This window comes from Kribbella sp. NPDC104740, from assembly GCF_055583505.1.
Genome location: NZ_JBVJNV010000004.1, coordinates 711,780 through 733,359, shown reverse-complemented (window position 1 = coordinate 733,359; position 21,580 = coordinate 711,780). Strand labels below are relative to the sequence as shown.

The following is a 21,580-nucleotide window of genomic DNA, read 5'->3' as shown; positions in this document are numbered from 1 at the left end:
ATCGCCGCCCTACCTTAGGTGCCCGCGGGCGTTGAGGCGAGCCGTCGGACGCCGTACTGGACGGTCTTAACCTGCTCCTGCCCGGTTTCCGGGTGCTCGTGGCGACGGCGCGTACTAGGTTGATCGCATGAAGCGATCACTTGTCCCTGCTTTGATCGCGACGACCTTGCTCGCCGCGACGCTGACCACGACGCCTGCCTTCGCAGCGCCCGCCGGCCGCCCTTCGGCCCCGACGGTGAAGTGCGAGTTCACCCCGACCCCGGAGAACCCGGCCGCCAAGCCGGTCACGGTGCCGAAGGCGACCGCGAAGGCCAAGGGCACCGTCGACGTCTTCTTCGTCACCAACTACGGCCCGTTCGTGGTCCGGATGAACCGCGCGACCGCGCCCTGCGGCGTGCACAACTTCGTGCACCTGGTGCAGAGCCGGTTCTACGACCGCACCCAGTGCTTCCGGCTGACCAACTCGGCCCGCCTCGGCGTCCTGCAGTGCGGTGACATCTACCGCCAGGAGGAGGGCGGCCCGGGCTACAAGTTCCCCGACGAGGTCGACGGCACCGAGACCTACCCGCGCGGCACCGTTGCCTACGGCAACCAGGGCCCGGGCACCAACGGCAGCGAGTTCTTCGTCGTGCACTCGTTCGCCAACATCGACCCGAACTACACCGTGCTCGGCCACGTCACCTTCGGCATGTCCACCTTCGACCGGATCCTGGCCGCCGGCATCGCCGACCCCGACCAGGACGGCCCGCCGAAGCGCCCGGTCCGGATCCTGAAGGTCCTCACCCTCGGCTGACGCAGTCCGCGGTACGCCGTACGACGAACGGCCCGGCCCGGAGCACTCCGGGCCGGGCCGTCGCACGTTCTCAGTCGGCCGGCGGCTGCCAGACGTTCGTGCGGGTCATCGCGGCGGCGCGGCCCTTGGCGGAGATCACCAGCGCCATCTTGCGGCTGGCCTCGTCGATCATCTCGTCGCCGAGCATCACGGCGCCGCGAGCGCCACCGGCGGCGGAGGTGAAGTGGTCGTAGGCGTCGAGGATGTTCTCGGCGTGGTCGTAGTCGTCCTGGCGGGGCGAGTAGACCTCGTTGGCGGCGGCGATCTGGTCGGGGTGCAGGACCCACTTGCCGTCGAAGCCGAGCGCGGCCGAGCGGCCGGCGACGCGGCGGAAGCCGTCGACGTCCTTGATCTGCAGGTACGGGCCGTCGATGGCCTGCTTGCCGTGCGCGCGGGCCGCCATCAGGATCTGCATCAGGATGTAGTGGTAGGCGTCGCCGACGTCGTAGCCGGGCGGCTGCTCGCCGACCACCAGCGACTTCATGTTGATCGAGGCCATGAAGTCGGCCGGGCCGAAGATGATCGTCTCCACCCGCGGCGAGGCGGTGGCGATCGCGTTCACGTTGGTCAGGCCGAGCGCGTTCTCGATCTGCGCCTCGATGCCGATCCGGCCCGGCTCGAAGCCGTGCACCTTCTCCAGCTGGGTGAGCAGCAGGTCGAGCGCGACCACCTGCTCGGCGGTCTCCACCTTCGGCAGCATGATGCAGTCCAGGTTGGCTCCGGCGCCGGAGACGACCTCGATCACATCGGCGTAGGTCCACTCGGTGGTCCAGTCGTTCACGCGGACGACCCGGACCTTGTTGCCCCAGCCGCCCTCGTTCAGCGCGGCGACGATGTTCTTGCGGGCGTCCACCTTGGCGATCGGCGCGACCGAGTCCTCCAGGTCGAGGAACACCTGGTCGGCGTCCAGCCCCTTCGCCTTGGCCAGGAACCGCGGGTTCGACCCCGGTGTCGCCAGGCACGACCTTCTGCTGCGCAGAACCTGCTCGGACATCTCGACCTCCGCCTTGGTTACTCACCGGTCACCGGCAGCGTACGGCGAAACCCGCGCGCGGCGCCCGGTGACATCGCTCACTGTGACACCCTGATGCGATGACGCGCGAGGAGGCTGTGACGGAGATCGCGGCCGTGATGAAGAAGGCCGGACTGGTCTGGCTGGCCTGGGACGGGCGCAGGGCGGTCCCGGCCTGGTTCGCCGCGGTCGACGGCTCGTACGTCGTACTGGCCGACCGCGACGGCAGCGCCGAGCAGCCGCTGCCCGGGCTGGTCGACGCGACCGCTGTCGAGGTCGTCGTACCGGCCAAGCCCGCCACCAGTCGTCTGTCGGCGTGGGGCGCGACCGTACGCCGTCTGGAGCCCGGCAGCGAGGAGTGGACCGCTGCTGCGCTCGTACTGCGCACCGAGCGCCTCAACGCGGCCGGTCTGGGCAACCAGCTGGACCGCTGGCAGACCCAGACCGACCTGCTGGTGCTGGAGCCGACCGGCGCCATCACCAGCACGTACGACGACGCCCACCCCGCGGTGACTCCGCCGGAGACGTCAGCAACGACCAGAGGCAAGCGCCCGATCACGTTGCACCGCCGAGCGAGCCGCCGCCCCAAGCTGAGCTGAGGCGGCGGCCGGCCCTACTAGCTGAGGCCGAACGCGCGGTCGACCGTCTGCACGACGCTGTTGCCTGCCGTGTCCCGCGCGGTGGTGCGCAGGGTGACGTACCGCGCCTTCGACGGCGCGTCCAGCTGCGCACGCCAGGTCGTGCCCGAGCGGTCGGTCCGCAGCGTCCGCCAGCTCGCGCCGTCGTCGTACGAGACCTCCAGCGAGGCGCTGCTGATCTTGCTGGCTCCCACTGCGCCCGGCAGGTGCGACGGCGTCACCGACACGCTCGTACGCCGGTGCGCCCGGCCCGACACGTCAGTGGCGACGCTGTAGTCCAGCTGGATCAGCGGGAGCGTCTCCAGCTGGGTGTAGTCGCCCTGCGCCGAGAGGAAGCCCCACTCGGTGTGCGTCTTCGGCGAGTACGGCCGGGTCGGCAGGACGCGACTGCTGTCCACGTCAAGCCGGTACGGCAGGCGCTCCGGCGTGACCTCGGCGAACAGGAAGTCGGAGCCTTCGCTGACCAGGGTGTCGCCCTGGTACAACGCCGTCTTCAGGGTGAGCTCCCCGAACGCGGTGCCCTCGTGAGCACCAGTGCCCCAGGCAGGCAGCCCGAAGACGTTGACGAGGTCGCCGATCCGGGACGGCGGTGTCGACATCGGGTTGTCGCTCAGCAGCCGCGGCCGCCGGATCCCGGCGAACCAGGTCTCCTTCGTAGTACTGCGAGCCGGGTAGGCCCGCGCGGTGCCGAACTCGCTGAGGTCGCCCGGTACGACTGCCTGCGTCAGCCACTTCACCTTCGGCCCGGCGGTCACCCACACCGTGTGGTCGCCCTGCGCCAGGACGACGGTGCTCGCCGGACCGACCGCCCAGGTGCCGTCGGGCGACAGGTCGTAGCGGACGTCCAGCGCCTCGCCCGGCATGACGTCGCGGTAGGACATGTCCAGCCGGGCCAGGTCCCGCGTGCTCGGCCGGTAGCCGGGGTCGCGCGGGATCGCACCCTCGTGGTGCTGCACCAGGTCGTACAGGTACTCCGGGTACGGGTGCGACGTCAGCTTGACTGTCCGGGAGCCGTGCCGGAGCTCCGACAGCAGCCGCTTCCCGGCGTCGGTCGGCAGCGAAGCGACCGGCAGCGTCGGCGCATCCTCCAGCGGCAGGTCGGCCCAGGCGTCCAGCACGCCGTAGCCGTCGTGGATGATCAGCAGCTGCTTGGCGCCGGCCTTCGCCGCCGCCTTGGCCTGGTCCACGGCCGCCACCTGGTCGTTGCGGAGCACCACTGCGACCTTGCCGCGGACGGAGGTGCGCTGGAAGTCCTGCGTCGTTCCCTTGCCCAGGTAGACCAGCGTGCTCGCACCGTTGCTCGCCTTGAGCTTCGGCGACAGGCTCTGCACCTGCGGCGTCCACGAGTGGTTGCCGGAGGCAATCGTCACCGCGGGCTGCTGCTCGCGCCAGCGGCTGGTGAACGTGTACGACCCCTGGGTCACCTTGCGGGTCGGCGTCGCCCAGACACTGTCGTACCGCCACCACTCCAGCTGGTAGCTGTCGAAGAACTCGTGCAGGTCCGGGTAGCTGCGGTACTGGTCGATCCGTACGCCGTTGTTGATGGTCGGCTGCGGCGCGACCGCGCCGACCTTGCGCAGCGCGGAGGCGTCGAAGGTGAGCGTCCGGTCCTTGCTGAGCACCAGCTCGGGCTCGCTGAGCAGGGCCCGGGCCAGCGAGTGCGGTCCGTCGAGCCCGGCGACGTCGGCGTACATCCAGACGGCGTACGTGCTGGGACGGATGCTCAGGTCCAAGCGGCCGGTGTCGTCGACCAGGTAGGCCTTCGGGACGGTGTCGCGGAGGACGTCCTTCATGATGACCACACCGGGCAGTGCCGAGCGGTCGCGGTCCTTGCCGTTGATCGTCAGGTTGACGCGCTCGCTCTGCTTGCTGACGCCAACTGGCGTGTGCAGCTCACCAGCAGGACCAGTAGCGGTCAGCATCGCGCTGTAGCCGGCGTCCTCGACAGCAACGTCCAGATGCGCCTGTACGCCGACCGTCGCGGTCCCGTGCGCGGGCACGGTCACCTGCGACGACGTGAGCGTCAGCAGCCCGGCAGGAACGCCAGGAGCGGTCACTGCCAGGTTCAACGTGACCGGCTCGGCAGCTGTGTTGGTGTAGACGACGTCCTTGGTCTGCACGCCGCTGGACGGATAGGGGAACTTCGCGAACAGGAAGGCCGATCCGGTGGCGAACACCGTGCTCTTGACCGCGTTGGCGACGTCGAGGCGGCCGCTGCCACCGGCGTACGGGCTGATGGCGGCGGTCCGCTTGGTGGTGCTGACCAGTGCGTCCTTCAGCTGCACACCGGTCCAGTCGGGGTGCACCTTGGCCAGCAGGGCAGCCGCACCAGCGACGTGCGGCGTCGCCTGGGAGGTGCCACTCATGGTCAGGTACGACCCCTCCCCCTCCGGCGCGTACTGCGACCGAGCGGCCAGTACGTCGACGCCCGGAGCGGTCAGCTCCGGCTTCAGCGCCGAGTCACCGAGCCGCGGCCCGCGGCTGGAGAAGGAGGCCAACCGGTCGGAGGTGTCGACCGCGCCAACCGTCAGCGCGGCGTCGGCCGCGCCAGGAGCACCGATGCTGTACGGCGCGGGCCCGGTGTTGCCGCCGGCGATGACGAACAGCGCACCGGTCTCGGCGCTCAGCCGGTTGACCGCCTGGCTCAGCGGGTCGGTCCCGTCGGACGCGGCCTCCGAGCCGAGGCTCATGTTGATCACCTTGGCGTGCTGGTCGCGGGCGGCCCACTCCATGCCCGCGAGGATCCACGAGTCCTGGCCGCCGCCGTCGTCGCCGAGGACCTTGCCGATCCGCAGGCCCGCGCCGGGCGCGACGCCCTGCTCCTTGCCGCCGGAGGCCGCGCCGGTCCCGGCGATGGTCGACGCGACGTGGGTGCCGTGGCCGTGCCGGTCGGTGACGTCCTGCCCCGGTACGAAGCTCTCCGACGCCTTGATCTGCCCCGCGACGTCCGGGTGCTGGGCGTCGATTCCGGTGTCCAGCACGGCGACGTCGACGCCCTGGCCGGTGTTGCCGCCCTGCCAGACCTCCGGCGCACCGATCTGCGCGGTGGTGTCGGCCAGCGACGCCTTCACCTTGCCGTCCAGCCAGACCTTGGCGATCCCGGCCGACTTGCTGGTGACAGCGGACCAGAACGACTCGCTGCGGTCGGCCTCCAGCGCGGCGCCCTGGATGCTGCTCAGGGCGCGCGTACGCCGGGCACCGGGCGGCACCGCCTGCTTGCGGGCGGCAGCGTCGGTGTAGGAGACGATCAGCGGCAGCCGGGTCGTCTTCGCGTCGTCGTAGCCGTCGGCGATCAGGTCGGAGACGTTGAACAGGCCCTCGTCGAGCACACCGGAGGCGACGTACGGCATGGCGGCGTCGGGGTAGACGTAGGTGTCCTTGCCGACCGTCATGATGTGCGCGCCGGCCGGGCCGCCGGTTGGCTTCTGGACGGTGGCGGTGGTGTGGCCGTCGGCGGTGGTGGTCGCGGTGACCTTGTCGCCGGTGATGAGGGTGACGGTCCGGGTCTTGCCGGTGCTGCCGCTCTTGGTGGCGCTGGGCTGGGGCGAGCCGGTCTGGGCAGAGCTGGTCTGGGCGGAGCTGGTCTGGGCAGCTCCAGCGGGCGCCGGCCAGGCCGCGGTCAGCAGCACGAGCGTGGCGCCGACGGCGACCACACCGCGACCGCGACCGCCGCTGCGGGCGAAGTACTGGGACAAGGGGACTCCAAGGGGTGCAGGGGTTCCCCGCATTACACGCGCGGCGCCCCGCCCGCTGCCATCGATCTGCCCTGGCGCAAAGCTGACACGACCAATTCGGACAGGTCGTCCAGCAACTGGACAGCCGTCAGAGCCAGCCGCGGTCCCGCGCGTGCCAGCCGAGCTGCAGGCGCGAGCGCGAATTGGTCCGCTCCATCAGCAGCTGTACCCGGCGCGCCACCGTCCGCCGGCTGATCCCCAGCCGGACGCCTGCCGCGTCGTCGGTCAGCCCGGCCACCAGTAGCGACAGCAGGTACCTGTCCTCGGCCGACATCGGGTCCTCTGCCGAGAGCGTGTCCTCGGCCGTCACGACGAGCGGACTGGCCCGCGACCAGACGGTCTCGAACAGGGCGACCAGTGCGTCGAGCAGGCCGCAGGGGTGCACCAGCAGCGCAGCGTCCCGTGCTGGCGTTGCCCAGTCGAGCGGCAGCAGCGCCAGCTCCCGGTCCGCTACCGCCAGCTTGGTCGGCAGGTCGTCGACGATGCGCGCCTGCTCGCCAGCACGCACGTGGCTGACCGCGCTGGCCGACAGCAGCTCGTCGGTGAGCGCTGAGCTGTCGTAGACGACCCGGTACGCAACGCCCTCCGCCTGCCGAGCGAGCTGGGTCCTGTTCACCTCAGCCGTCGCGGCGTACGGGGGTGCCACCAGCTCGCGCACCTGCTCCCGCGCCGCCCGCTGAACCCGGTCGAACGCCAGCCCGACCGCTGTCTGCCCGGAGACGATCTCGATGAGCTCCTCGGTCCGCCGGTCGCTGGCCAGGTTGTACGCCGCCGCCGTCAACCGGTACGCCGCCTCGCGGACCCGCTCGAGCTCCTCCTCCTGGCGCTGGACCAGTTGCTCCACCGCCAGGTCAGGCGGCACCGGTACGACCAGCTCCCGCGGCGGAGGCGTGCGGTGCACGAACCCCTCCCGCTGCAGCGCGTCGACGGCCCGCAGTACATCCGCCTCCGACAGCCCGACCCGGTCAGCCAGCTCGGACGGGGTCGCCGACCCCTGGCGCACCAGCGCCAGGTACGTCGCCTCGTTCTCGGTCCCCAGTCCAGTGGATCTCAGCATGCCCGCCCCATCCGCCCACGACTCAACCGACCGATGACAACGATGTACCGGCCCGGAGGAATTCTAGAAACCGTTTGCCGATTCGGCACCCCGCCGTCCAGGAGCCGACACGCCCCCGTCGCCGAGGCAACCTGTTCGAACCGGGTCCCGTACTTGTGATCGTCAACTGATCCGGCGACGACGGGAAACGCAGATGCTGGGCAAACACCGGCGGGACCAGGAGTTCTCCGAGTACGTCGCGACCCGGCGGTCCCGGCTGGTCGGCACCGCCTACCTGCTCTGCGGCGACCGGCACCACGCCGAGGACCTGGTCCAGACCGCGCTCGCCAAGCTGTACGTCGCGTGGCCGCGGGTCCGGCGTACGGACGGGGCCGACGCCTACGTGCGGCGGATCCTGGTCAACGCCGGGATCGACGCCAGCCGGCGGGCCTGGCGGCGCGAGCAAGCCTCCGGCGAGCTGCCGGAGCGCGCTGTCGACGAGGGGCTCGGGCTGGAGGACCGCGACGAGCTGATGGCCGCGCTGAGCACGCTCGCCGCGGGGCAGCGGCGGGTGATCGTACTGCGGTTCTGGCTGGGGCTGTCGGTCGAGGAGACCGCGGCCGACCTGCAGATCACCGCCGGCACGGTGAAGAGCCAGTCGTCGAAGGCGCTGCACAACCTCAGGGGTCAGTTGGCCGACTCCCGACTCGCAGAACTGATGGAGGACGCCTGATGAACGAGAACGACCTGCACGAGCAGCTGCGCCGCAGTACGGCGTGGACCGAGACCTTGGCGGCCGATCCCGGTGCCGACGTCGTCCGGGGCCGCCGCCGGCTGCGGCGCCGCCGGGCGGCGATCGGCGCGGGGAGCGCGTTCGCGGTGGCGCTGGTCGCCGGCGGGGGCAGCCTGGCGAGCGCTCACTTCGGCGGTACGGCGGAGCCCGGGGTGGCTGGGGACGTGTCGGCTCCGGGCGGCGGGAGCGTCCAGCTCCGCGCGGACGGGAGCTACGTGATCCAGCCGACGCCCGGCGGGCCGTCGTACACGTGTCCTCGGGACGGCGCCATGCCGCCCGCTGGTCTGCCCGGTCGCCCGAAGCCGCCCCCGTCGAACCACCTGGACGTCTTCGCCGCGCACGCCGACCCGAACCGTGAGCACCTGGTCGGACGCTCGACCAGCTCGGTCGTCAAGGCTTCGACCATCCCCTGCCACAGCACGGTCGGCCGGGCCGGAGCCCGCGCGGACTGGACCGAGGCCGGCGGCGTCGGCTGGGTCGCGATCGCCGTGATGCCGAGGGCCGCCCACGAGCCCCCGAACGGCAACGGCATCCCGCACCCCCGCGCCGACACCTGCGGCCTGATGGACGACAACTCGAAGTTCACCACCTGCTGGGTCACCACCACCGCCACCGGCGAGCAGGTCCGCGTCGGCACCCGAGGCACCCAGGCCTACTGGGCCAGCTACGTCCGCCCGGACGGCCAGCTCGCCATCGCCACCGTCGAAGGCGACGGCCGCCGCGCCAACCCCGGCATCTGGAACGCCCCCGTCCCGATCACCACTCCCCCGGTCCAGCACCCGAGCGTCACCCTCGCCGAGCTGATCGCCACGGTCACCGACCCCACCCTGGACACCGCCGGGTAGTCAGCCCCCAGCTCGCCCCGCTCCCGCCAGCGGGGCGGGCTGGGCGCTGCCCCCTGGCCCCGCGGCGATGCGGCCGACAAGGTCGGCACGGGCTGGGGCCCCACCGGCCGGGAACAACCGGAGTGCCTCGCCCCCGCCTTCGCTGCGCTCGGCGGCGATGGGACGGGCAGGGCGCCGCTCAGTCCTCTTCCCCACCGGCGGGCAGGCACTTCACAAGCCCGCAGGCGGACTCTTCCCCACCGGGCGGGTGAGCTCCTCAGCACCAGCGGGGGGCGGACTCTTCCCCACCGGGCGGGTGAGCTCCTCAGCACCAGCGGGGGCGGACTCTTCACCATCGGGCGGGTGGGCTCCTCAGCACCAGCGGGCCGACTCTTCCCCACCGAGTGAGCGGACTCGACACAGCACCCTGCCGACAGCTGGTGAGAGGGCTGGACGGGTTGGGCGGTTAGCCTCGGGGCATGAGCGGATCTCCGGCGCGTGTGTACGTGGCCCGGTTGGCCGGGTTGCCCGTGTACGACCCGAACGGGGACCAGGTCGGCAAGGTGCGTGACGTCGTGGTGATGCTGCGGCAGGACACCCAGCCGCCGCGGGTGCTCGGGCTGGTCGTCGAGGTGTTCACCCGGCGGCGGATCTTCCTGCCGATGACGCGGGTGACCTCGGTCGACGTCGGTCACGTGATCACCACCGGGCTGCTGAACATGCGCCGGTTCGAGCAGCGGGCGACCGAGGTGCTGGTGCTCGGCGAGCTGCTCGACCGGACCGTGACGATCCGCGAGACCGGCGCCTCCGCGGTCGTGTTCGACCTGGCGATGGAGCAGTGGCGGACGCGCGACTGGGTGCTGTCCAAGGTCGCCGTCACCGAGGGCGCCAAGCGGTTCCGGCGGCGCGGGCAGTCGCACGTGCTCGACTGGTCCGACGTCAGCGGGTTCGCGCAGACCGAGGAAGCGCAGGGCGCGACCCACATGCTGGCGGCGATGGACACGATGAAACCCGCCGACCTGGCCGGCGTACTGCACGAGCTGTCGCCCAAGCGGCGCAAGGAGATCGCGTCGGCACTGAACGACGAGCGGCTGGCCGACGTACTGGAAGAGCTGCCCGAGGACGACCAGGTGGAGATCCTGGCCGGGCTCGACACCGAGCGGGCCGCGGACGTGCTCGAGGAGATGTCGCCCGACGACGCCGCCGACCTGATCGCCGAGCTGCCGACCGAGACGGCCGAGCGGCTGCTGACGCTGATGGAGCCGGACGAGGCCGAGGACGTACGCCGCCTGCTGACGTACGAGGAGCGGACGGCGGGCGGGCTGATGACGTCGGAGCCGGTGATCCTGCCCGCGGACGCGACCGTCGCCGACGCGCTCGCGCATGTGCGCAACGCGGAGCTGAGCCCGGCGCTGGCGGCGATGATCTACGTGTGCCGCCCGCCGCTGGAGACGCCGACCGGGCGCTTCATCGGCATCGGCCACATCCAGCGCCTGCTGCGCGAGCCGCCGTCGGCGCTGGTGTCCGGCGTGCTGGACACTGACCTGGACGGGCTGCGGCCGGACGACGGGCTGCAGGCCGTCAGCAAGTACCTGGCGACGTACAACCTGGTCGCCGCTCCCGTGCTCGACGACGAGGGCCGGCTGCTCGGCGCGGTCACCGTCGACGACGTACTCGACCATCTGCTGCCCGACGACTGGCGCGGCTCCGCACAGCAGGAGGTGGACCGGGATGCCCCGTGACGACCGCGACGACCGCCGTACCGGCCGGTCCCGCCAGGACGGCCGCTCCGGCCGCTCGGACGACCGCCGGCCCGCGCGCTCGGAGGAGCGCCGGCTGACCCGCCCGGCCGCCGACCGCCTCGACGTCCCCCGCGAGCTGCGCCGCACGCTGGTCCGCCGCCGCGCGTACGACGCCGACGCGTTCGGCCGGCTGTCGGAACGCATCGCCCGCTTCCTCGGCACCGGCCAGTTCCTGGTCTACATGACCGCGACGATCCTGTTCTGGGTCGGCTGGAACATCTTCGCGCCGGAGAGCCTGCGCTTCGACCAGTACCCGTTCATCTTCCTCACCCTCGCGCTCAGCCTCCAGGCGTCGTACGCCGCCCCGCTGATCCTGCTCGCCCAGAACCGCCAGGAGGCCCGCGACCGCGTCCAGTACGAACGCGACCGCGACGTCGACGCCCGAACCCGCGCCGACATGGAGTTCCTGGCCCGCGAGATGGCTTCGCTCCGCATGTCCGTCGGCGAGGTGGCCACCCGAGACTTCCTCCGCTCCGAGCTCCGCTCCCTGCTGGCCGACCTCGACAAGGACCGTGAGGACGACCGGGTCTAGTACGGCGTCCGCGCGACCAGGCACTGCCCGGTGAACTCGGTCGACGGGCCCAGCCGCAGCGGATCCACCGAGTACGCCGCGGCGATCTCCGGCGCGAGGTCGAACCGGATCGACTTCCACTCGTCGGGGTCCTCGTCCGCCAGCCTGCTGACCTCGAGCTCCACCGGCTCCCCGATCGTCAGCAGGTCGTCCCCCGGCTCTCCCCTGGCCACGAACCGCCGCCGCACGACGCCGTCCTCCGCCAGCAACCACGCCGACCCGTCGGCCTGCAGGCCGAAGAAGTACGCCTGCGCCCGCCCGTACGTCGTACTGAGTTCCTCGCACACCCGCAGCACGTCAACGGCCCGCTCCTCGTCGTCCGGCGCGCACCAGCGCCCGAACACCAGGACCCACCCGTCCAGCGCCGGCGTCACCACGACGTGCTCGTACACGGCGTCCCCGTCGAGGTGCGCGTGCTCGTCGACCAGATCCGCGGCTGTCGCGAAGTCGATCGGGGCGGCGGCGGTCAGGTCGAGCGCTGCCAGCACACCCGCCTGGTCCTCGGTCGGGACGGCGATCCAGTGCAGCCAGCAGGGCTGGAAAGGTACGGGGAGATCGGTCGTCACGAGGGTCCTGTCGGTCGGTCCGGGGGCGCCGGCTATCGCTCGGTGGACGGATCATAGTTCAAGCCTTACTTAGGGTTGCCTTGCCGGAGCTACGTCACACGGACCGTGGTGGGAGGGTTGTGGAGCACCACGTAGCCTGTGTGCATGGCTCCCTCTGCTGACCAGGTGACCGCGGCGCTCGGGTCTGTGATCGACCCCGAGATCAAGAAACCGATCACCGAGCTCGGCATGGTCGAGTCCGTGGTGGTGAAGACCGACGGTGTGGTCGCGGTGAAGATCCTGCTGACCGTCGCCGGGTGCCCGATGAAGGACACGTTGCGGCGGGACACGATCGCCGCGGTGAGTGCGCTCGACGGCGTCACCGGGGTCGAGGTCGAGCTCGGGGTGATGTCGACCGAGCAGCGGGCGGCGTTGCAGACGCAGCTGCGCGGCGGGGTCGCGGAGAAGGAGATCCCGTTCTCGCGGGCCGACTCGCTGACCAAGGTGTTCGCGATCGCGTCCGGCAAGGGTGGCGTCGGCAAGTCGTCGGTGACGGTGAACCTGGCGGTCGCGATGGCCGCGAAGGGGCTGTCGGTCGGTGTCCTGGACGCCGACATCTACGGGCACTCGGTGCCGGCCATGTTCGGGGTCGCCGACGAGCGGCCGACCGCCGTCGACGACATGATCATGCCGGTGCCCGCGCACGGCGTGAAGGTGATCTCGATCGGGATGCTGAAGCCCAAGCGCGACCAGGTGGTCGCCTGGCGCGGCCCGATCCTGGACCGGGCGCTGGTGCAGATGCTCGCCGACGTCTACTGGGGCGACCTCGACGTCCTGCTGCTCGACCTCCCGCCGGGCACCGGTGACATCGCGATCTCGGTCGGCCAGCGGCTGACCAGCGCCGAGGTGATCGTCGTGACCACCCCGCAGGAGGCCGCCGCCGAGGTGGCCGAGCGGGCCGGCACGATGGCCCAGATGGTGCACCAGCGGGTCGCGGGCGTGATCGAGAACATGTCGTTCCTGCCCTGCCCGCACTGCGGCCCCGAGCACCGGATCGAGATCTTCGGCACCGGCGGCGGCCTGCGCGTCTCCGAGACCCTCTCGGCCCGCCTCGGCTACCCGATCCCCCTGCTCGGCGAGATCCCCCTCGACGAGCGCCTCCGCAGCGGCGGCGACCTCGGCAAGCCGCTCGCCGTCGCCGACCCGGACACCCCGGCCTCCAAGGTCATCGCCGACATCGCCCAGCGCCTGGGTGGCAAGCCCCGCGGCCTGCTCGGCCGCCAGCTGGGTCTGTCACCAGTCGGTCGCTGACCCCCGGGAACCGCTTGAAACCTCCCCCGGCGGAGTTGGCCAACGTCCGCCGGGGCGGAACCATCGCGTGCCGTCCAGCACTTGTAGTGATCGTCCGATCCACTACAAGTGAGGATTCACGTGGCGAACAACTACGACGTCGGCCGCCGGCGTCTTCTGCAGGCGTTCGGTCTGACCGCCGCGGCCGGGCCGTTGGCGATGGCGAAAGCCGATCCGGTGCTGGGCGCTTCGCTCGGGTACGACGAGAGCAAGGGCGTCGACCCCACGGCGTACCGGGCGCCGACCGGTCTCGCCCTGAGCAGCAGCGCCAAGACCACCGCGCTGGCCTGGCTCGACGCGAACAAGGCCGAGGTGATCCGCCTGGCCGACGACATCTGGCAGTACGCCGAGCTGTCCCTGCGCGAGTGGAAGTCGTCGCTCGCGACCGCGGCGCTGCTGCGCAAGTACGGGTTCACCATCCAGTGGGGCGTCGGCGGGCTGCCCGCCGCCTTCGTCGCGACGTACGGGTCGGGTGGACCGGTGCTGGGCTTCAACGCCGAGTACGACGCCCTGCCGGGCCTGTCGCAACAGCGGGGTGCCAGTAGCCACGACCCGCTGGTCTACAACTACGACGCCTACGGGCCGACGTACGGCGCTGGTCACGGCGACGCGCACAACCTGCTCGGCGCGGGCTCGACGGCCGCGGCGATCGCTGTCAGCCAGGCGATCCGGGCCGGTGGGCTGAAGGCGACCGTGAAGGTGTTCGGGACGACCGGCGAGGAGCAGCTGGTCGGCAAGCCGTACCTGGTCAAGGCCGGCGTGTACGACGGGCTGGACGCTTTCCTGGACTGGCACCCGTTCAACAACTCGCTGGCGTTCTGGAACACCACCAGCGCACTCAGCTCGGCCACCTTCACCTTCCTGGGCGCCGCCGGGCACGGCGCGAACCCGCTGGGCAACAAGAGCGGGCTGGACGCGGCGCTGCTGATGGCGACGATGACGGAGTACCTGCGGGAGAAGAACGTGGCCGCGTCCGGCCGGTTCCACTACGCGGTGATCAACGGCGGCGGGGCGCCGAACGTCACCCCGGACATGTGCTCGATCTGGTACTTCGTCCGCGAGGGCAGCCCGGCGCGGGTGCAGGTGCTGTACGACAAGATCGTCGAGTGTGCGAAGGCCGCCGCACAGGCCAGCCAGACGAAGCTGGCGCACAAGTTCCACTCCGCGACCTGGAACACGCTCGGCAACAAGGCCGGCGCCGAGCTCCTCAACGAGAACATGCAGCAGCTGGGCGCCCCGGTGTTCAGCGCCGCCGACCAGGAGCTGGCCAAGGCACTGCAGCGATCGGTCGGGAAGCCGGAGGCGGGGCTGCCGACCGGGCTGGTCCCGCTGACTCCCCCGGCGCCTGCATTCGGCGGCGGGATCTCCACCGACACCGCTGACGTGAGCTGGCGGACGCCGGTGGTGACAGCACTGGTCACGACGTTCCCGACCGGGCTGCCGAACCACAACTGGACGGTGACGTCGACCGCCGGCAGCTCGATCGGCCACCAGGGCATGCTGTCGGCGGCGCGCTACCTCGCTGCGACGGCCGTCGACCTGATTCAGCAGCCGGAGCGGCTGGCCGGGCTGCAGCAGGAGTTCGCGGACCGTACGGCGGGCATCCAGTGGGCGAGCCTGATCCCGGACAACCAGCAGCCGCCGGTCTACGAGCCGCCGGCCGACTTCCTGGCGGCCACCGGTCTGCACTGGCCGCCGCCGAGCATCCGCTGGCCGGTCCCCGAGGTGGTCGCGGCCGAGCAGTTGGGGACGACCGGCCCGAACCTGGCTCCGGTCACCTGAGCGGGCGGCCGGTGAGCCGTCGTGAGTTGCGGAACGCGGTTGCCCGGTTGCGGAACGTGCCGAAACTCTTGACGCGGCGTGTGACAGTCCGGTATTTCTTGCTGACAACGATGTCACACCGCCCGTGACAGCGCCGTCCTGACCGTAGCCCTGCCCCGCTCGGTCGTACGCCGTCCGCCGCCCTGGACGACGTGCGCCGGGCGGGGTGCGGCCGCGTGGGGTGGGGTGCTGTCCCGACGTCGAAGGACCGCCCGTGAAGAAGTCGCGTCGTACTGCCGCCGTTCTGGCCGGCTCACTGATCACCGCACTGGTCTCCACCGCGCTGGCCTCGGCAGTACCGAGTCCGTCTCCGCAGTACGACGGCCGCCCGACCACTGAACCACCGAGCACGGCACCGCCGGGGCTCAGAGCGCAGGAGGCTGTCGGACAGAGCAGAATTACCAGCAGCTCACCGGATCCCACCGAGCACGTCGACCCGCTCATCGGCACGTCCAACCTCGGTGACGTGTTCCCCGGCGCGGTCATGCCGTTCGGGATGTTCTCCTTCAGCCCGGAGACGAGCCGCGGCAACCAGTTCCGCACCGCAGCGCCCGGCGGCTACCTGTACGACGCCACGCGCATCCGCGGCTTCAGCCTGACCCACATGTCCGGCACAGGGTGCGCCGGCGGCTCCGGCGACATCCCCATCTTCCCGTACACCGGCGCGGTCACCACCTCCCCGCAGACCGACGCCAAGGACGAGGTGTACGCCAGCACGTTCTCCCACGCCAACGAGATCGCCAAGCCCGGCTACTACAAGGTCGGCCTCGACTCCGGTGCCACCGCCGAGCTGGCCGCCACCACCCGTACCGGCGCAGCCACCTTCACCTTCCCCGCTGACAAGGCCAAGTCCCTCCTGTTCCGTACGGCGAACTCCGAGGTCGGCTCCAGCGACGCCCAGGTCACCATCGACCCGGTGAAGCGCACTGTCACCGGCTCGGTGACCAGCGGCAACTTCTGCGGCTACCTGGCCTCCGTCGGCCAGCGCAGCTACTACACGCTGCACTTCGTCGCCCAGTTCGACCAGCCGTTCGCCAACCACGGCACCTGGAAGGACACGACGGTCAGCCCGGGCAGCACCTCGGCCACCGGCGGTACGACGTACGGGACGGACGGCTGGATGCCGGCAGGCAAGGGCTCCGGCGCCTACCTCGGCTTCGACAGCAGCACCGTGAACATGCGCATCGGGATCTCCTACGTCAGCAAGGCGAACGCAGCAGCCAACCTGGCCAAGGAGAACCCACGCGGCCAGTCGCTCGCCAAGACCGCGGCCATGGCCAAGCAGGCCTGGCGCGACCAGCTGAACCGGATCGAGGTCACCGGTGGCGCCACCGCCGACCGGACCACCTTCTACACCGCGCTCTACCACGCGCTGCTGCACCCGAACGTCTTCAACGACGTCAACGGCCAGTACTGGGGCTTCGACCAGAAGCCGCACCAGCTGAGCCGCGGCCAGCACAACCAGTACGCCACCTTCTCCGGCTGGGACGTCTACCGCTCGCAGGTCCAGCTGCTCACCCTGCTGGAGCCGCAGCGAGCAGGTGACGTCGCCCAGTCGCTGCTGAACCAGGCGCAGCAGAACGACGGCATCTGGGATCGCTGGACGCACGCCTCCGGCAGTACGGCGGTGATGACCGGTGACCCGTCAGCGCCCGCGCTGGCCGGGATCCACGCGTTCGGCGGCACCAACTTCGACGTACGGGCCGCGCTGAAGTCGCTGGTCAAGGCGGCGACGGTTCCGACCGCGAAGGACCTCAGCTCGGCCGGCAAGCCGGTGATGTCGATCGGGCAGCGGCCGTCGCTCGACAAGTACCTGGCCCTCGGCTACATCCCGACCAAGTCGAACGCCTGGGGCGGCGCGGTCGAGACGCTCGAGGACACCACCGCCGACTTCGCGCTCGCCGAACTGGCTGCCGCGGTCGGCGACCGGAAGACCGCAGACAAGTTCGTGAAGCGCTCGCAGTACTGGCAGAACGTGTTCAACCCCGAGAACGGTGGCTACATCCAGAACCGCGACGAGAACGGCGCCTGGCCGGCCTTCACCCCGGCGACGCAGGACGGCTTCGCCGAGGGCAGCAGCGCGCAGTACACCTGGATGATCCCGCACAACCGCGCCGGGCTGTTCGACGCGATGGGTGGCAAGGACGCGGTGAACCAGCGGCTCGACGCGTTCTTCAAGGATGCCGACGGCAACTGGGCGCTGACCAGGTCCGGTGACCTGCACGCCGAGATGGACAACGAGCCGTCGATCAACACGCCCTGGATCTACAACTACAGCGGGCAGCCGTGGAAGGCGCAGGAAACGTTGCGTCAGGCAATGACTCAGCTGTGGAACACCAGCACCGGCGGGATCCCCGGCAACGACGACCTGGGCGCGATGTCGTCTTGGTACGTGTGGACCGCGCTCGGCCTGTACCCCGAGGTGCCGAGCCGCGCCGAGCTGCAGGTCGCGGCACCGCTGTTCCCGCGCGCTGTGATCCACCGCGACAAGGGCCGCACGATCCGGATCAACGCGCCCGGCGCCTCGACGGCGGCGAAGTACGTGCACAGCCTGCGCGTCGACGGCCGGTCGTCCTCGAAGCCCTGGCTCACAGAAAGTTTCGTCCAGCGCGGCGGCACGCTCGACTTCAAGGTCGCCGCGACACCGAACACCGCCTGGGGCGCGGCCGCGAAGGACGCACCGCCGTCGTGGCGGACCGGTGAGATCCCGTTCCAGACCTCGACCGACATCGGCCGGCTTGTCGTCGCACCCGGCACGACGTCCGAGCCGGTGACGATCAAGGCGCACCGACTCAGCGGAACGGCGACCAGCGTCTCGTACGCCGTGACAACCCCCGCGGGCCTGACCGCGTCCCCAGCGAGTGGCAGCTTCACGGTCGACCAGTCCGGCGGTGCACCTGTGCGCATCACCGCAGCCCCCGGTACGCCGGACGGCCGCTACCCGGTGACCGTCGCGCTCAAGGCGGCCGACGGGACGGTGCTGCCGCGACTGGGCTTCACCGTCGTGGTGGGGCTGCCCAACTCGTTCTCCGTACTCCGCGAGGGCGTGGCGGCCTCCGACGACGCCGGTGACCACACCGAGGCGGACTACGACGGCGGCGGCGTCAGCTACTCGCGGCAGGCGCTGGCCGCGGCCGGGCTCACCCCTGGTGGCACGGTGACGAAGGAGGGGCTGACGCTCACCTGGCCCGGCGTACCGGTGGGTGAGCCGGACAACGTACCCGCTGACGGGCAGCAGCTCGACCTGGCGCTGCCGGCCGGCACCACGAAGCTGTCGTTCGTCGGCAGCGCGGTGAACGGGAACCAGCAGGCGACCGCGACGCTGCGGTACGCCGACGGCTCGACCAGCGCGATCGACCTGTCGTTCAGCGACTGGACGCTGGGCGGTGGTGGCGACACCGTGCACTTCGGAAACCTGGTGGTCGCCTCCACGCCGTACCGCAACGAGTCGGGCGGTGGACGCGACAACGTGGCCACCCACATCTTCGCCACCACGCCGGTTCCGGTTGCCGCGGACCGGATTCCGGTTAGCGTGACGCTGCCGGAGAATCGCGACCTGCGGATCTTCACGCTGGCCACCGGTTGATCCCGAAACGCCCTGGAGGAGAACCACGATGAGAGCCACCAGCGTCATCGCCTGCGCCGCGCTGAGCGTCGCAGGCCTGCTCGCCACCACCGGTACGGCGCTGGCCGCCGTACCGGCCCCCGCCCCGGCGCCTGCCGAGGCCCCGCTGCAGCTGGGCGTCCAGCCCGGCTCGGCGCCGGCCGAGGTCGCGCCGGCCCAGACTGCCGCGCCCAGCGGGACCACGACGGGTCCGTGCCAGTACACCGCGACGCCCGACGACCCGTCACCGCGCCCGGTGTCGCTGCCGCCGGACCCGACACCGACGCCGTCCAAGGGCGTGGTGAAGGTGCTCGTGGCGACGAACCAGGGCCCGATGCTGCTCACCCTGGACCGCGCCAAGGCGCCGTGCACTGTGCAGAGCTTCCTCCACCTGGCCAAGAGCCGGTTCTACAACTTCACCACCTGCCACCGGCTCACGCTCTACCCGACCCTGAAGGTCCTGCAGTGCGGCGACCCGACCGGCTCCGGTGAGCGCGGCCCCGGCTACAGCTACAAGGACGAACTGCCGGTCGGCCTCCCGATGTACCCGAACGACCCGCCGACCAGCCCCGCCCGCCTCTACGCCCGCGGCACCCTGGCGATGGCGAACGCCGGCCCGAACACCAACGGCAGCCAGTTCTTCCTCACCTTCGGCGACTCCCGCCTCCGCCCCGACTACACGATCTTCGGCACCATCGACCCGCTGGGCCTGAAGGTCCTCGACCGCGTAGCCGCCGCCGGCACGGTCGTCACCCCCGACAACCCGGACAACCTCGACGGAGCACCGGTCCGCAAGACGGACATCCTGATCGCACAGCGGCTGGGCTTCTGAGCAAACAGCCCCACAGCTGATGGCTGTGGGGCTGTTTCATGCCCTGCGCTTGGGGACGTGCGGCCTGTACGGCGAAACCGTCGGGTCGTCCGGGATCCAGAAGCGCCAGGGGTTGTCGGCGGCTTCTCGCAGGCCTACTCGGGGACCGGTGGACGGGACGCCCTCGAAGCCGGGGCCGGGGAGGAGTTGGACGGCGGACGACTTGGCGAGCAGGTCGGTGCCGTTGGGGGTGCGGTCGGTGATGCCGAGGGCGACGCAGAGGCGGGCCGGGCCTCGGGCGAGGTCCCGGTCCGGGTTCGGCGTACGGCGGGTCGGGCGGCCCGGGGAGCGGCCGGGGGTCGCCTGGTTGAACTTCGCCGAGGGCTCAGGAGCGCCGCGGCGGCTGCGGGCCAGCTCGATGCCTTCGATGACCTCGCCGGCGCGGATCAGCGCGGCTGAAGGCTGGCCGTCGGGGCCGAGGACGACGTTCATGCAGTAGTGCATGCCGTACGTGAAGTACACGTACAAGAACCCGGCCGGGCCGAACATCACCGCGTTCCGCGGGGTCTCGCCGCGGAAGGCGTGCGAGCCGGCGTCGTTGGCGCCGTCGTACGCCTCGACCTCGGTGATCCGGACGGCGACCGTGCCCTCCTCGGTGGTCCGGCGTACGACCATGCCGAGGAGTTTGGGCGCGACCTCGAGGACGGGACCGGCCAGCAGAGTACGGCGAACGGGCATGCCAGGACCCTACTGGCCGATCAAAAGCCTGGTCAGCCGAGGCGCTCGGTGAACTCGGCAGCGCGCGAACGCAGCTCGGCGAGCTGCTCGGCGACGCGCTCCCCCGCGGTCCCGCCGCGGGCGTTGCGCGACGCGACCGAGCCCTCGACCGTCAGCACCGAGCGCACCTCCGGCGTGAGATGCGGCGAGATCGCCGCCAGCTCGGCGTCGGTCAGATCCCACAGCTCGATCCCGCGCTTCTCGCACTCCTGGACACACGCGCCGGCCAGCTCGTGCGCAATCCGGAACGGCACCTTCTGACGGACCAGCCACTCGGCGATGTCCGTCGCCAGCGAGAACCCCTGCGGCGCCAGCTCCTCCAGCCGGGCGGTGTCGAACACCAGCGTCCGGATCATCCCCGTGAACGCCGGCAGCAGCACCTCGAGGGTGTCGACGGAGTCGAAGACCGGCTCCTTGTCCTCCTGCAGGTCGCGGTTGTACGCCAGCGGCTGCGCCTTCAGCGTCGCCAGCAGGCCGGTCAGGTTCCCGATCAGCCGGCCCGACTTGCCGCGGGCCAGCTCGGCGATGTCGGGGTTCTTCTTCTGCGGCATGATCGACGAGCCGGTGGAGAACGCGTCGTCGAGCCGGACGAAGCCGAACTCCTTGGTCGCCCAGAGGATGATCTCCTCGGCCTGCCGGGACAGGTCGACGCCGATCTGCGCGGTGACGAACGCGAACTCGGCGACGAAGTCGCGCGCCGAGGTCCCGTCGATCGAGTTCGGCGAGGAGTTGGTGAAGCCCAGCTCGGTCGCCACGAACAGCGGGTCGAGCCCGAGCGAGGAGCCGGCCAGCGCACCAGCCCCGTACGGCGAGTCGGCCGCGACGCGCGCGTCCCACTCGGCCAGCCGCTCCAGGTCGCGGATCAGCGGCCAGGCGTGCGCGAGCAGGTGGTGCGAGAGCAGCACCGGCTGCGCGTGCTGCAGGTGCGTGCGGCCCGGCATCGAGACGCCCAGGTGCTTCTCGGCCTGGTCGGCGAGCGTGCCGACCTGGTCGAGCACGAGCCGCGCGATGATCCGGCCGTGCTCGCGCAGGTAGCTGCGGAAGAGCGTCGCGACCTGGTCGTTCCGCGAGCGACCGGCGCGCAGCCGCCCACCGAGCTCGGCGCCGAGCCGGTCGAGCAGCCCGCGCTCCAGCGCGGTGTGCACGTCCTCGTCGGCCTCAGCCGGCAGGAACGCACCGGACAGTACGTCGGCCAGCAGCTCGTCGAGCCCGCGCAGCATGCCCTCGAGGTCGTCGTCGGTCAGCAGCCCGGCGCGGTGCAGCACCTTCGCGTGCGCCTTCGACCCGGCGATGTCGTACGGCGCCAGCCGCCAGTCGAAGTCGGTCGACTTGCTCAGCGCCGCCAGCGCGTCCGCCGGCCCGCCGGCGAACCGGCCGCCCCACAACGCCGCACTCTCTCCCGTACTCATCCAGCAATCCTCTCAAAGTTG

The 21,580-nt window shown here is 71.1% G+C and carries 16 protein-coding genes; 10 read left to right on the top strand and 6 right to left on the bottom strand.

Features of this window, described 5'->3' with window-relative positions; genetic code table 11:
• Nucleotides 1-127: 127 nt before the first annotated feature.
• A complete protein-coding gene (locus tag ACZ6Z4_RS24655; RefSeq protein WP_465568901.1) occupies nucleotides 128-793 on the top strand; it encodes a peptidylprolyl isomerase in 666 nt (221 codons plus the stop codon).
• Nucleotides 794-863: 70 nt separating this feature from the next.
• On the opposite strand, the gene ACZ6Z4_RS24650 is transcribed toward ACZ6Z4_RS24655, so the two are convergent.
• Nucleotides 864-1,826: an HpcH/HpaI aldolase/citrate lyase family protein gene (locus ACZ6Z4_RS24650; RefSeq protein ID WP_465568899.1), complete on the bottom strand. Its 963-nt coding sequence runs from the start codon at nucleotides 1,824-1,826 to the stop codon at nucleotides 864-866.
• A 98-nt stretch (nucleotides 1,827-1,924) separates the two neighbouring features.
• Here ACZ6Z4_RS24650 and ACZ6Z4_RS24645 point away from each other — a divergent pair, with 98 nt between their 5' ends.
• The gene (locus ACZ6Z4_RS24645) at nucleotides 1,925-2,443 is read left to right on the top strand and encodes a hypothetical protein (RefSeq protein WP_465568897.1); all 519 of its coding nucleotides are present in this window, start codon (nucleotides 1,925-1,927) and stop codon (nucleotides 2,441-2,443) included.
• 17 nt (nucleotides 2,444-2,460) lie between these two features.
• Here ACZ6Z4_RS24645 and ACZ6Z4_RS24640 read toward each other — a convergent pair whose 3' ends face one another.
• Together ACZ6Z4_RS24640 and ACZ6Z4_RS24635 are read right to left on the bottom strand one after the other, a co-directional pair.
• Nucleotides 2,461-6,177, bottom strand: a complete 3,717-nt coding sequence (locus tag ACZ6Z4_RS24640) for a S8 family serine peptidase (protein WP_465568894.1) — start codon at nucleotides 6,175-6,177, stop codon at nucleotides 2,461-2,463.
• A gap of 127 nt (nucleotides 6,178-6,304) precedes the next feature.
• Entirely contained in the window at nucleotides 6,305-7,273 is a 969-nt protein-coding gene (locus tag ACZ6Z4_RS24635) for a helix-turn-helix domain-containing protein (protein WP_465568892.1), read from the bottom strand.
• A gap of 193 nt (nucleotides 7,274-7,466) precedes the next feature.
• Here ACZ6Z4_RS24635 and ACZ6Z4_RS24630 point away from each other — a divergent pair, with 193 nt between their 5' ends.
• The 4 genes from ACZ6Z4_RS24630 (at nucleotide 7,467) to ACZ6Z4_RS24615 (ending at nucleotide 11,203) form a co-directional block, all read left to right on the top strand.
• The gene (locus ACZ6Z4_RS24630) at nucleotides 7,467-7,985 is read left to right on the top strand and encodes a SigE family RNA polymerase sigma factor (RefSeq protein WP_465568890.1); all 519 of its coding nucleotides are present in this window, start codon (nucleotides 7,467-7,469) and stop codon (nucleotides 7,983-7,985) included.
• Nucleotides 7,985-8,890 carry a hypothetical protein gene (locus ACZ6Z4_RS24625; protein ID WP_465568888.1) on the top strand — a complete coding sequence of 302 codons (906 nt, stop codon included), beginning with the start codon at nucleotides 7,985-7,987 and terminating at the stop codon, nucleotides 8,888-8,890. The genes ACZ6Z4_RS24630 and ACZ6Z4_RS24625 overlap by 1 nt, the downstream gene beginning before the upstream one ends.
• A gap of 458 nt (nucleotides 8,891-9,348) precedes the next feature.
• Nucleotides 9,349-10,611 (top strand): magnesium transporter MgtE N-terminal domain-containing protein, encoded by a 1,263-nt coding sequence (locus ACZ6Z4_RS24620; protein ID WP_363665171.1) that lies wholly within the window; start codon nucleotides 9,349-9,351, stop codon nucleotides 10,609-10,611.
• Complete coding sequence (locus ACZ6Z4_RS24615; protein ID WP_465568886.1) at nucleotides 10,601-11,203, top strand: DUF1003 domain-containing protein; 603 nt, start codon at nucleotides 10,601-10,603, stop codon at nucleotides 11,201-11,203. The genes ACZ6Z4_RS24620 and ACZ6Z4_RS24615 overlap by 11 nt, the downstream gene beginning before the upstream one ends.
• Here ACZ6Z4_RS24615 and ACZ6Z4_RS24610 read toward each other — a convergent pair.
• Complete coding sequence (locus ACZ6Z4_RS24610; protein ID WP_465568884.1) at nucleotides 11,200-11,808, bottom strand: hypothetical protein; 609 nt, start codon at nucleotides 11,806-11,808, stop codon at nucleotides 11,200-11,202. The two genes, ACZ6Z4_RS24615 and ACZ6Z4_RS24610, sit on opposite strands and share 4 nt — an antisense overlap.
• 144 nt (nucleotides 11,809-11,952) lie before the next feature.
• Here ACZ6Z4_RS24610 and ACZ6Z4_RS24605 point away from each other — a divergent pair, with 144 nt between their 5' ends.
• The 4 genes from ACZ6Z4_RS24605 (at nucleotide 11,953) to ACZ6Z4_RS24590 (ending at nucleotide 19,394) form a co-directional block, all read left to right on the top strand.
• Nucleotides 11,953-13,098 (top strand): Mrp/NBP35 family ATP-binding protein, encoded by a 1,146-nt coding sequence (locus ACZ6Z4_RS24605; protein ID WP_363665174.1) that lies wholly within the window; start codon nucleotides 11,953-11,955, stop codon nucleotides 13,096-13,098.
• 108 nt (nucleotides 13,099-13,206) lie between these two features.
• The gene (locus ACZ6Z4_RS24600; RefSeq protein WP_465568882.1) at nucleotides 13,207-14,919 is read left to right on the top strand and encodes an amidohydrolase; all 1,713 of its coding nucleotides are present in this window, start codon (nucleotides 13,207-13,209) and stop codon (nucleotides 14,917-14,919) included.
• Nucleotides 14,920-15,172: 253 nt separating this feature from the next.
• Nucleotides 15,173-18,544 (top strand): GH92 family glycosyl hydrolase, encoded by a 3,372-nt coding sequence (locus tag ACZ6Z4_RS24595; protein ID WP_465568880.1) that lies wholly within the window; start codon nucleotides 15,173-15,175, stop codon nucleotides 18,542-18,544.
• 28 nt (nucleotides 18,545-18,572) lie between these two features.
• Nucleotides 18,573-19,394, top strand: a complete 822-nt coding sequence (locus ACZ6Z4_RS24590) for a peptidylprolyl isomerase (protein WP_465568878.1) — start codon at nucleotides 18,573-18,575, stop codon at nucleotides 19,392-19,394.
• A 36-nt stretch (nucleotides 19,395-19,430) separates the two neighbouring features.
• Here the strand turns inward: ACZ6Z4_RS24590 and ACZ6Z4_RS24585 are convergent, their stop codons facing one another.
• Together ACZ6Z4_RS24585 and argH are read right to left on the bottom strand one after the other, a co-directional pair.
• On the bottom strand, nucleotides 19,431-20,111 hold the full coding sequence (locus ACZ6Z4_RS24585; RefSeq protein ID WP_465568875.1) for a DNA-3-methyladenine glycosylase: 681 nt from the start codon (nucleotides 20,109-20,111) through the stop codon (nucleotides 19,431-19,433).
• 32 nt (nucleotides 20,112-20,143) lie between these two features.
• Nucleotides 20,144-21,559 carry an argininosuccinate lyase gene (gene argH / locus ACZ6Z4_RS24580; RefSeq protein ID WP_465568871.1) on the bottom strand — a complete coding sequence of 472 codons (1,416 nt, stop codon included), beginning with the start codon at nucleotides 21,557-21,559 and terminating at the stop codon, nucleotides 20,144-20,146.
• Between the last annotated feature and the right edge of the window lie 21 nt (nucleotides 21,560-21,580).